At 62.4% G+C, this 12116-nt stretch carries 4 protein-coding genes; 3 read left to right on the top strand and 1 reads right to left on the bottom strand.

The features are described from left to right. Positions 1-50: 50 nt before the first annotated feature. Together ACFOTD_RS15780 and ACFOTD_RS15775 are read left to right on the top strand one after the other, a co-directional pair. The gene (locus tag ACFOTD_RS15780; protein WP_378120542.1) at positions 51-6203 is read left to right on the top strand and encodes a DUF4962 domain-containing protein; all 6153 of its coding nucleotides are present in this window, start codon (positions 51-53) and stop codon (positions 6201-6203) included. Between the two features lie 145 nt (positions 6204-6348). Continuing rightward, positions 6349-8106 (top strand): DUF4091 domain-containing protein, encoded by a 1758-nt coding sequence (locus ACFOTD_RS15775; RefSeq protein WP_378120349.1) that lies wholly within the window; start codon positions 6349-6351, stop codon positions 8104-8106. On the opposite strand, the gene ACFOTD_RS15770 is transcribed toward ACFOTD_RS15775, so the two are convergent. Continuing rightward, positions 8107-10026, bottom strand: coding sequence for a glycoside hydrolase family 36 protein (locus tag ACFOTD_RS15770; RefSeq protein ID WP_378120347.1), 1920 nt, complete (start codon positions 10024-10026; stop codon positions 8107-8109). A gap of 254 nt (positions 10027-10280) precedes the next feature. On the opposite strand from ACFOTD_RS15770, the gene ACFOTD_RS15765 reads away from it, so the two are divergent. Beyond that, positions 10281-11777, top strand: coding sequence for an ABC transporter substrate-binding protein (locus tag ACFOTD_RS15765; protein WP_378120345.1), 1497 nt, complete (start codon positions 10281-10283; stop codon positions 11775-11777). The last annotated feature ends 339 nt before the right edge of the window (positions 11778-12116 follow it).

Raw genomic sequence — 12116 nt, 5'->3', positions numbered from 1 at the left:
CTCTGAGAAGGCTAACGACCATGAATCGAAGGGGATGAAGTGTAGTGACGATGTTCGGGAAGTTGAAAAAGCAAACCGCAATTGTATTGGCTCTGACGATGCTGCTTGGCTTATTGAATCTGTGGCCCGCAAGCGGGGCGCGGCATGTCGCGGCCGCCGACTCCGGTTGGCCCGCGAGCGTGCTCGGCGGCACAAACATGCCGTTTAGGCCGACGGATTCCCTCGTCACCACGCAGAACCCGCCCGATTTCAGCTGGCCGTTCGTAACCGGAGCGGACAAGTACGATCTCCAGGTGAGCCGGGAGTCCGCCTTCGCGACGGTCGCGCACGAGAACGACGCGATCCTGCTTAATTACTACAACTTTCCCGCAACCTTCGATGCCGGCACCTGGTACTGGCGCGTCCGCTATCACCAGACGAGCGGCGCCTGGTCCGACTGGAGCACGACGCGCAAGTTCCGCATCGACCAGGACAACGTGGCCTTCCCCGTACCTTCGGTCGAAACGCTCATGAGCAATGTTTCCACGGCGCATCCGCGCGTCTGGACGACGCCCGCCGAGCTGGCCGCCTTCCGCAATCTGCGGCTGACGGGCAACTCCAAGACCGTATTCGACCAGACGGTGACCGCATATAATGCGAGCGCGAGCAAGCCGCTGCCGGCCGACCCGACGTTCCCTTATATGAACAACGAGGTGCCGACGAACAGCGACGCATACGTAGATGCCCAAGGCGTGCTCAAAGGTTACGCCGAAACGGCCATGACCGATATGATGAACGCCTCGTTCCTCTATCTCGTGACCGGCAACACGACTTACGGCAGCCGCGCCAAGACGCTGCTCCTTAACCTCGCGAGCTGGGATCCGAACGGCGCGACGAGCTACCGCATTCACGACCAGGTGCACCGCGCCATCGCCTATCGCTCGGCGATCGCGTACGACTGGCTCTATCCGCTGCTGTCGGAGAGCGACAAGACGGCGCTTCGCACGATGATCAAGACGCGGACGGATACGCTGGTTCAGAAATATCTGGACAGCAGCGCAGCCGGGCAAAATTTCTACAAGTTCCCTTACGACTCTCACGGCTGGACGATCGTCGGCTACATCGGCATCATCGCGACCGCGATGCTGAACGACATGCCGGAAGCCGCGAATTGGTACAAGCTGTCCGTGCCGCTGTTCATCAACGTGCTGCCGCCGTGGGGCGGCGAGGACGGCTCCTGGTCCCAGGGCACCGGATATTGGCAGTGGTCGTCCGGCTCCAACAAGGAGCTGATGGACGTGCTGCTGAGCTCCGGCGCGATCAACCTTTACGACAAGGCGTTCTCGCGCAACGAGGGCCTGTATCCGTTGTACATGTTCCCGCACGGCAGTCCGATCGGCGTCTTCGGCGACGATTCCCAGTATACGCCGGGCGCGGCCAGCACCAGCCTGCTGACGCGGATGGCCCAGATTTACGACGATTCCCGGCTGAAATGGGAAGCGGAAGCGATCGGCACCAAGGCGACCGGCCTGACGGACTATTTCTACCGGGCCGACGACGTGGGCAGCCAGCCGCCGGTCGACCTGCCGAAGGGCATCTGGTTCCCGGATACGGGCGCCGTCGCCATGCATTCGGAGCTGTACGAGACCGACCGCACGTCGCTGTACTTCCGTTCGAGCCCTTACGGGACGTACAATCATACGATGTCCGATCAGAACAGCTTCGTGCTGAACGCCTTCGGCGAGTCTCTAGCCGTGAAAGCAGGCTATTACGACTTCTATGGCAGCAAGCATCATGCCAACTTCACCCGGAACACCTTCTCCGCCAACGCGATTACGTTCGACGGACGCAAGGGTCAAGCCAACGACAACATCTCGGCTGACGGCAAAATTCTCGGTTTCGTCACGAGCCCGGACTTCGACGCGACGAGCGGCGACGCCACCCAGGCTTACCAGGGCGGCTTGTCCAAGGCCGTTCGCCACATTATCTATGTGCGTCCGGACGCCTACGTCGTCATCGACGACCTGGCGACGACCAAGGACGGCGGTTCCGAGTTCGAATGGAACCTGCATGCCGACGACAATCTGACGCTCGATTCCGCCGGCGCCGGCGCGACGATCGTCAAGGGCGACGCGAACCTGAAGGTGCGGTTCTACGGCCAGGCCGCGCAGAGCTACCGTACGACGTATGAGACCCAATATCTGGGGCCTGACGGCGTTTCGTACCCGCCGGTGAACGCGTTCGCCGGCAAATCGCAGGTACATGCGGCTTTCATCACGCCACGGGCGAACGAAGCCAAGATGGTCGCAACGCTGACGCCTTACAAGCGCGGCGAAGCGCCTGAAGCCGTAACGCCGACCGAAACGGCGAACTATATCAAGCTCGCCTTCGAAGACGGCACCGTCGTATATGTCCGCAAGTCGAACAGCGGACTGGTCGACACCGGCGCGGACGGCGTGCAGTTCGACGGCGCGGCCGCAGCGGTCAAGGGCGATTCGGCGCTGCTCGTGGTCGGAACCAAGCTCGTCAAAAACGGCGTTACGCTTATCGAGAGCGATTCGGCCGCGACCGTCTCGTACGGCGGCGATCAGCTGTCCATATCGGCGCAGGCCGACGTTCAAGTTACGCTGGCTGCAACGGGCCTGACGGCAGTACGCGATGCCGATACCGGTACGGCCATTCCTTCCGGCGGCACGGTAGCCGACGGCATGAACAACCGCGGGGTGCAATGGACGTTCGCAAGCAACAAGCTGACGATGTACGTCGAGAAGGGTCAACGCGCGTTCAAGCTGAACGCCGCGCCGATGCCGGGAACGCTTGCACCGGTCACGCTGCAAACGGAGATCGACGGCGTCGCCGGGTCGGTCACGCTGCAAGCGTACCGCGACGTGAACGGCGACAGCGTCGCCTGGGGACAGATCTCCAACGCACAGGGCTTCTATGAAGTGCTGGAAGCACCGGCGGGCTTCTCCTTCCAGAAGTACGGCAAGATTGCGAGCGGCCTGATCGACGCGAATGCTTCCGTCCTGCTGAAGGGCGCCACCGGCGTGCTGAAGCTGAAAAATCTCGGATCGGGCGCGCCGCTGCAAACGGAGCAGTACCAGGATCCGGATCAGACGCGCCAGACGCTCGGCATCGAATGGCAGGAGGCCGAGTCGTTCACGCAGTGGAACGGCACCAAGCAACCGACGGTGTACGACACCCGCGCGTTCCTCTCGAACGGCAAAGGCGTGAGCAACTGGGATCAGTTCGGCGTCTCGCTCAAGTGGAAGCTGAACGTGCCGGAGACAGGCACGTACGACCTGGTGCTGAAGTACGTGGGAGGTTGGGATCTCGCGACGGAGGCGGATACGGATTCGGTCCGGTACGTCACGCTCGGCGATGACATCAAATATTTTAAACTGCCGAAAACCGAGAGCTTCGGCACGACGGCCGAGCAGTGGCGCGGGCTTCGCGTCAAGACGGGCGTGCAGCTGTCCGCCGGAATCGTCGACCTGACGATGTACCATTCCCGCGGCGGCGTGAACCTGGACTGGATCGGCCTCGTCAAGGTCGGCAGCGACGAGATTCGTCCTTCCGCACCGGCCAACCTTCGCGAGGTGGCCCAGGCGGACGGACAAGTCACGCTCGGCTGGGACCCGTCCACGGACAATGCGGCCGTCAAAGAATACGAGGTCGAGATGGACGGCGTCAAAAAGCTGACCGTGCCGTTCGGCACGAACACGGCCACGATCACGGGATTGTCCTCCGGCAAAGCGTATGCGTTCCGCGTTACGGCCGTGGATACCGGCGGCAACCGCTCGTTCAGAGCTCCCGGTTCTGCGCCGCTTACCGTCCTGATGACGGATACGACGCCGCCGGTATGGGGCGCCGACGCTGCGGTGCATACCCGGTTCCTGTCCAACAAGATGGTCCGGTTGACCTGGACGCCGGCCGTAGATAATGCGGGCCAGGTCAGCGAATATCAGATCTATCGCGTGAGCGGCTCGACGCTGCTGCCTGTCGGCACGGCGAAGGGTACGACGATCGACCTGAACGTTACGCAGGCAGGCGGCACCTACACGTACAAGGTCGAGGCGAAGGACAATCAGAACAACGCAACGACCGACGGTCCGGACGTGACCGCGACGCTGCCTTCGTCCGTCGTCCTGCCGGTCTACGATACGTTCGACAGCTGGGTAGGCGACGGCGAGGTCTCCGATATCAGCGGCTGGTCCTTCACCAAGACGGGCGGCACGTCGGTGCAGACCGTCAGTCTCCCTGAAGGCGGCAAGGCGCTGGTAGGGATCGACAACTATTATCCGTCCACCGACGAATACGCGTCTTCGCCGATCATGCGGAAGACCATCGCGAATACCGGCGGCAAGCTGACCGTCGAGACGCGGACGATGTTCTCCAAGGTGAATCACGACGTCGGCAACTATCTGATCGATCTGAGCGGCAACGGCAAAGTCTTCGCCGGCTTCGTCGGCTTCTCGGACGGCGGCATCGGCTTCCAGAAGATGGTGAACGGCGTCTCCACGAACATCCGCCTGGCTGAGGGCTACAAGCAGCCCAAGGATCAGTGGATGACGATCCGCTGGGACATCGACTTCGACGCCAAGACGTACGACTTGATCGTACAGGAGGACGGTCTCAGGGATTACAAAGGCATTCTCGTCTCAGGCGGGCAGCTCGATCGCGATTCCGGCGTATACCGGGTCGACGACATTCCGTTCCTGAACACGAGCGCGACGCTCGTCGGCTTCGAGATGTTCCGCTTCTCCGCCCAGCGGTATACGGGCAAGTATTCGTTCGACCATCTGGCCGTCTATCCGACGGATTCGATCAAGGACAGCCTCCCGGCGCCGAAGCTGCGGCTGGCGTCGCAGTCTAACACGTCGGCGACGCTCGCCTGGGACGCTTCGACCGATCCGGCGGTGAAGAGCTACGCGATCTATCAGAACGGCACGCTGAAAACGACGGTGCCGGCGAGCGCGAATACCGCGACGCTGACGGGCCTGACGGTCGGCAACGCGTATACGTTCGCCATCCGGGCCGTCGACCAGAGCGACAAGACGTCGGCCGAGTCGCGGAGCCTGGCCGTAACGCTGGCGGGCGCGCCGACCTGGAGCGCGACGGCCGCGCTGAACGCGGACCTGACGTTCACGAATGCGGTACGGCTGACATGGAGCCCGGCGACGGCAGGCTCCGGTCAGGTGGCTTCGTATACGGTGTATAAGGCGGAGGGTTCGTCGGCTGCCGTGCCGGCGGGCACCGCGACTGGCACGACGCTGGACGTGGCCGACCTGACGCCGGGCGCGACGTATACGTTCCGCGTCCAGGCGAAGAATGCGGCCGGCGGGGAGTCCGGAGACGGACCGACGCTGACCGTCACGCTGCCGGCAACGGGCAAGATGGTGTACGATTCGTTCGATACGTGGCCGACCGGCGAAGTCTCGAACGGCGCGGGCTGGACCTACACCAAGACCGGCGGCACATCTGTGCAAGCCGTTCCGCTGAACGATCTCGGCGGCAAGGGATTGCAGGCGATCGACAATTACGATCCGTCGACGGATGCGTACGCTTCGTCGCCGATCATGCAGCGCACGACGAGCAGCATTACCGGACTGGTGACGCTGGAGACGCGCGTGCAGTTCTCCAAGCTGAACAGCAACGTCGGCCATTATCTGATCGATCTGGCCGGCAACGGCAAGGTCTTCGGCGAGTTCGTGGGCTTCTCCGACGGCGGGCTCGGTTATCAGAAGCTCGTGAACGGGACGCCGACGTTCGTCCGCCTGACGGACTACAACGTCTACAAGCAGCCGGCCGACGAGTGGGTGACGCTGCGCTTCGACTTTAATTTTACGGCCAAAACTTATACGCTGACCGTGCAGGCGGATTCGCTCAAGACCTACGGCGGTTCGATCACGGCCGGCGGCACGCTGGACGCCGCGACGGGCGTCTACCGCGTGACGAATATCCCGTTCATGGATCCGAACAACGCCGTCAAGGGTTTCGAGCTGTTCAAGTTCAGCGCCCAGCGGTTCACGGGCAAGTACACGCTGGACAAGCTTGTCCTGTATAACACGAACGACGCGCTCTCGTACGCGGCTTCCGCCGAGGAGGCAGAGGCAGAGCCGGCGAGCGAAGAGGCGACATCGGTTCCGGACGCCGTATACGGCGACGAGCTGCAGGCGGGAGAAGAGCAGCCGCCGCTCAATCTTGAAGCGGCGGAAGCTTAATCGCTTTGCGAATTAAATTTATCGTTCATTCAACAACCATTCATTCAACAGCCATTCATTCAACAGCCATTCATTAATCATCAAGACCATGCAGACGGCGCTCCGACGCGCCGTCTGCATCCTTGTATCGGAGGAATTACTGGACATGAACATCACCATGGGCCTCGCCCCGGACAGCTACAAATATGTATTCGGCGTCTACCACAAGTACGGCGTGCCGTTCGATCCGGAACGCACCGTCACGCTGGCTTGCGGGCGCCGCGACAAGGCGGCAGCGCAGCTGCTGATCTGCGCGGACGAGGAGCTGCTGGTCTGCGTCGGCGAGGATGCCGCGTTCGACGAGCGCGGACCGATCGACGTCCTGCGCGTGAGCGCGAAGGTGCCCGGGCTCGCCGACGGCAGCGTCCGCGCGAGCTTGGTCGGCCTCGTCGAGGACGACGACCGGCAGCTCAAATCGGATATTCTCCTGCGGCAGACGTCGCTCCGCGTGGACAAGCGGCGTGTGCAGCCGGTCTGGATCGAGGCGGAGATCGGCGAGGGCGCGGCGCCTGGCGTCTATCGCACGGAGATCACCGTCTATCGCAGGCGGATGTTCGAGGACGAGCGGGTGGAGGCTGCCCTGCAGTTCGAGATCGTCGTACATGACGCGCTCTTGGGCGCGCCTGCGGAAAATACGTTTTATCTGGACCTGTGGCAGCACAATTCGAACATCGCTCGCAAGTACGACGCCGAGCTGTGGAGCGACAGCCATTTCGAGGCGATCGAGCCTTACGTCGCTTCGCTCGCGGCGCTCGGACAGAAGGCGATCTCGCTGGTCGTCTCCGAAATCCCGTGGTCCGGCCAGGCTTCCTGCTACGACCGAATCGATCCGGCCAACCTGTTCGAGTACAGCATCGTGCGGGTGACCAAGCTTGCCGGCGGGGCGTGGGATTACGATTTCCGCGCGCTCGACCGCTACGTGGAGCTGTGCATGAAGCACGGCATCGCGGACGAGATCGAGGTGTTCGGCTTGTTGAACATCTGGGTCATCGAGGATGCGGGCTACGGCGGAATCATTGCGGATCATCCGGATGCCGTACGCATCCGGTACCGCGACGAAGCGGGCGGCACATACCGCTTCATCCGGCAGCGGAGCGAGTTCGAAGCGTACGTCGTCGCGCTGGAAAAGCATTTTATCGATCGCGGGTGGATCGACAAGGTGCGGGTGCTGGCGGACGAGCCTTCGGACCTGCCCTTGTTCCGCGAGCGTCTCGGCGCCATGCGCAAGATGGCCCCTTCCTTCCAATATAAGGCCGCGATCGCGCACGCATCGTTTATGGCGGAGGAAGGCATCGTGGACCACGTGCCGATCCTCGACTGCGCGGGTCAGGAGCACGAGCAGATCATGGAGATGAGGCAAGGCAAGAAGGGGCGGACGCTATACTACGTCGCCTGCGACGTCAAGCATCCGAACACCTTCATCTCGTCGAACCTGCTTGAGGCGCGCGCCATTCCCTGGATCGTCTGGCAGCTCCGGTTGGACGGCTTCCTGCGCTGGAACTATACGGTGTGGCCGACCGATCCTCTTCGCAAAATCTCGTACCACCATCCGTTTTTCCCGGCGGGCGATACCAACTTCGTCTACCCGGGCCGGGACGGCCGTCCGCTGCTGAGCTTGCGGTACAAGCTGCTGCAGAAGGGGATCCGGGATTACGAGATCATCGCCAGGTACGTCCGCGAAGGCGGAGATCTGGCGCATCTGGAGACGCGCCTGCAAAGCGTTCTGCGGTGGCGGTCGCCGGCCGACCTGCACCGGGACGCCCGGCGGCGCGTCGAGGAATTGATCTCGCTCGACGAGCGGGATTACGACGGCGTGATCTCGGAGCTGCTGACCGTGCTGGCGACCGGAACGGAGGCCCGATAATCAGGGCCGCGTCTTTGGCTCAAGCGCCGGCGCGCCGTTTCGCGCGATCAGCCAGGCGACCGCGCTTCTCGGCGCGAGCGCAACCTCTCCGGCGATCGGAGCCGGTACGGCCTCCCCGGTCCAGAATGAGGTCCACGCGAGATCGGATGCCTGGAATAATTCGGGGATTCGCTGCGTCCGGTAATCGTCGCCGAGATTGAACAGCGCGAGCAGCCGATTATCCGGGTCGTCCGTCTCGGCCGCGACGACCGGCAGCTCGTCGCCGTCGGGCGCGAACAGGTTGAGCGGGACGCCGCGCCGAACCGGGGGCTGCCGCAGCATTCCGGCGAGCAGCTCTGTGCCCACGCGGTTCAGCTTGTCGAGCGCGTCCCCCAGCAGGAGATCGCCTCCGCTGGCATAGCAGGCGAGGAGCAGCGTCTTGGCTTCCTCAAGGTTCATCTCCCTGCCAGCGGCCCAGCCGCCGCCGAGTCCCCACGGATTTTTCGCCAAGCGGCGGTTGAGCCGTCGGTCGTCCGTCGTATCCGGGCAGCGTACGATGGCGGTGTCTGGATCCGTATTGCCGACAGCCCCCTGCATCCACCATCTTGCCAGCATCGAGCGGATATTCTGGCGGATATGGCTCCAATAATTGTGAATGTCTCCCGTCGTGCGGTGCGCGTCCGCGATGCCGATGACGGCCTCGTAGGGAGCGCCGCAGGCGAGCAAGTAGGCATCCGGTCCGATGGCCTCGCGGATGACCTCGAACAGCCGCCGGATCATGCCGGCGTGCGACATGCCGCCGTCGTGGAAGGTGGAGGCGCCGAGCAGCAGCTGGGCGAAGTCGCATTTAAAATAGGTAAAGCCGGCGGCCCGAAGCCGCTCGAACGTCTTGCGGATATGCGCCTCGACTTGCGGGTGCGTAATATCCAGCTGAACCATGCTGCCGTAGCCCGCATTTTCAACGAAGGGGTCGCCCTTCTCGTCGCCGACGAACCAGTCCGGGTGCTCTCGGTAAAGCGGCGTATACACGCTGACCATAAGCGGCGCCGTCCAGATGCCGGGCTCATAGCCTTCGGCGCGGATCTGCGCGCAGAGGGCATCCAGTCCCTGCGGAAATTTCCAGCCGGCGTCCCAGACGCCCCACTGGCGCTCGTAGCCTTCGTCGATGACGACGTACCGCAAGCCGGTGCCGAAAAGCTTGTTCGCCGCTCTCGCGTTGGCCAGCACGTCATCGGCTTGAACGGCGCCCGCATAGTAATCCCAGCTGTTCCAGCCGCCGATCCGGGCCGCGGGCGGCAGAAACCGCAACGCGGCGAGCCGCTGCCGCATCCGCTCCGCATATTCGGACAGCAGCGCGATGCCGTCGTCCCCCTGCAGCACGATCAGGTGCGCCAGGACGACGCGCTCTCCCGGACCCAGCTCGCGCGGCGCGCGGAGATGGAAGCCGAGTCCGAATGCGCCGTCGCGATGGGGCTGCGCATGCAGGATCGCGATATCGACGAAGCAATCGCCAAAGGGCGGCAGCGCGCCGAGCAGGAGGCAGGCGCCCGTCCGGCGGTGGCAGACGACGCTTACCATGCCGGAGGGCTCAGTGCCGGGCGACCAAGCGGCGGGCCGATGGAGCGGGCGAACGCCGGAATGGCCGGAGAAGTCGCGGGCATGATGGAGCTGGACGTAATCCCGCGCATCGAGCCGGCCGCCCAGGATGGAGGCGGACCATTCCAGCCGGATCTCGCGTATCGCGAGCGGCTCGGGCCCGTCGTTGACGACGGAGACCGTCTGAGTGCCGTCGGCCGCGGAAGCCAGCGACACGGTGAGCCGGCCCGCGCGAAACGCCGGATCTTCTCCGGCTGCCGATGAATGGAATCCGCCTTGAAGGTACCAGCCGGAGCCTGAGGCGGCTACGGCAGCCGCGCGCAGCGGCGGCAGTTCGAATCGCATCGTAATCCCCCTTTTTTCAGATCGCATTGTTCAGATGGCGTCGTTCGGATGGCGTCGTTCAGATCGCGCATGGCGTTTGATCGCGGCTTGATGTCGGGTCTTCCGCAAGCGTACCAGATTGCTCTTTCTGGAGAAGCACGCCAAAATGCACTTTTGTATACGCAATGGGACGGTCGAGTTGCTATATTTATAAATAAGTGAACGATCGCAACATACGGCAGGGGACAAAAGGCATCGAGGAGGAGCGGTTGATCTTGGACAGAGCGATTGAACGGAGGATTGGCATACGGAGGGCTTGGGCGTTCGCCGTCTGCATGCTGTGCGCGGCAGCCTTGGCGGGTTGCGCGGGCACGGGCGCTTCGTCGGGAGCGGCGGCGGGTAACGACTCGGCCGAGCTGAAGCCGGCGGACCTGGTATGGTATTACCCGCAATACGGGGCGAATCCCGACCAGCAGCTCGTGAACGATGCGGTCAATGAAATTACAAGGGCGAAGATTAACGCCACCGTCGATTTGCGGCCGATCGACTTCGCCAGTTACGAGCAGAAGATGAATACGATCGTTGCCTCCAGCGAGCCGATGGACATTCTTTGGACCTCCAACTGGCTGTTCCAGTGGTCGACCAACGCTAAAAAAGGCGTGTTTCGGCCGATCGACGATCTGCTCGGCCAATACGGCGGACAACTGCTTGCGTCGATGGACGAGAAGTATTGGAACGGCGGCAAGCTTGGCGGCAAAACGTACGCGGTCCCGAACTATCAGATCTCCGCAATGCGTCCGAGCCTGGTGATCCAGAAGCGGTTCATCGACAAATACAAGCTGGACGTCGGCAAGATCAAGCGGATCGAGGACATCGAGCCTTTCCTGAAACAAATCAAGGAGGGGGACAAGGGCGTCGTCCCGTTCGGCACGACACGCGGCTTCTATACGAATCTTTTGTACGGCATCGACTGGAACGTGCCGGTCTACCGGAACGATCCGACGCCGACGGTGCTGCCGGACGTCACCGCGGAGATGCGGGCCAACTTCGCCCTGATGCACGATTGGTATACGAAGGGCTATATTAATGAAGACGCAGCCACGCTCAAGGATGCCGCGCAAGCGTACAATAAAGGAAACACGGCGGTGTGGTTCGATATCACGGGCAAGCCGGGCTCGGAGGTCGAGTTTAAAGCCGCGGACGGCGGCTACGACGTGCAGCTCGTGCCGCTCGCCGGATCGGTCTTCGTCGGCGCCGGCAACTCGATGAACGCGATCAGCCGCACCTCCGCCAATCCCGAGCGGGCGCTCATGCTGCTGGAGCTCGTGAATACGGACAAGCAGCTGTACAATCTGCTCGTCTACGGCATCGAAGGCAAGCATTATACGAAGACGACCGGCAACTTCATCCGTACGAATCCCGACAGCGGCTACTTTACGAATACGGACTGGGTTTTCGGCGACATCCGCAACGAGTACCTACCCGAAGGGTCGCCGCCCGGCAAGATCGAGGATACGATACGCGCAAACGAAGAAGCGGCCGTATCCGCCTTCGACGGCTTCGAGTTCGATCCGGACGCGGTCAAGACGGAGATCGCGAACGTGCGCGCCGTCAACGACGAATATTATCCCGCCCTCGCCACCGGCACGATCGACCCGGCGCGCTTCCTGGCGGAGTATGAAGACAAGCTCGCGAAGGCGGGCGCCGGCGTGATCGTCCAGGAGAAGCAGAAACAGCTGGACGCTTGGCTGAAGGCGAAGGGCAAGAAGTAGCAGCGGCCCGCTGCGCGATAGCGGAACAAACTTCCGCTAAGCCCGCCCGCACAACGCCCTCGCGGCGCAATAGCGGAACAAACTTCACTAGCGTTGCATAAAAGCTGCCTTGGATTGAGGAACTTCCTCAAAAAGTGCCTTAATGTAAAATTTTACATCCGCATTTCGCTCGACTTTTTAAAAAGAGCAGAGGCATGCTACAGTAGGTTGCGAAATCCAAAAATTGGGTTTATCGTCTTTTTCTTTTCGACGGCTTCGTAAGCGCCACATCGCAGTGGTGCGGCTGTAACAGCGGAGCTGGTGTTTTACGCGTTTGGCGGCCTTTGGTCCTTCCTCTTG

It is taken from the genome of Cohnella sp. GCM10012308, from assembly GCF_042649185.1.
Classification (GTDB): Bacteria; Bacillota; Bacilli; order Paenibacillales; family Paenibacillaceae; genus Cohnella.
This window is presented reverse-complemented; position numbering and strand designations above follow the sequence as displayed.

Bases quoted from the DNA above. Each gene is read 5' to 3' on its own strand.
- ACFOTD_RS15770 (WP_378120347.1), bottom strand. From the start codon at position 10,026: ATGCGATTCGAACTGCCGCCGCTGCGCGCGGCTGCCGTAGCCGCCTCA.
- ACFOTD_RS15780 (WP_378120542.1), top strand. From the start codon at position 51: ATGTTCGGGAAGTTGAAAAAGCAAACCGCAATTGTATTGGCTCTGACG.
- ACFOTD_RS15775 (WP_378120349.1), top strand. From the start codon at position 6,349: ATGAACATCACCATGGGCCTCGCCCCGGACAGCTACAAATATGTATTC.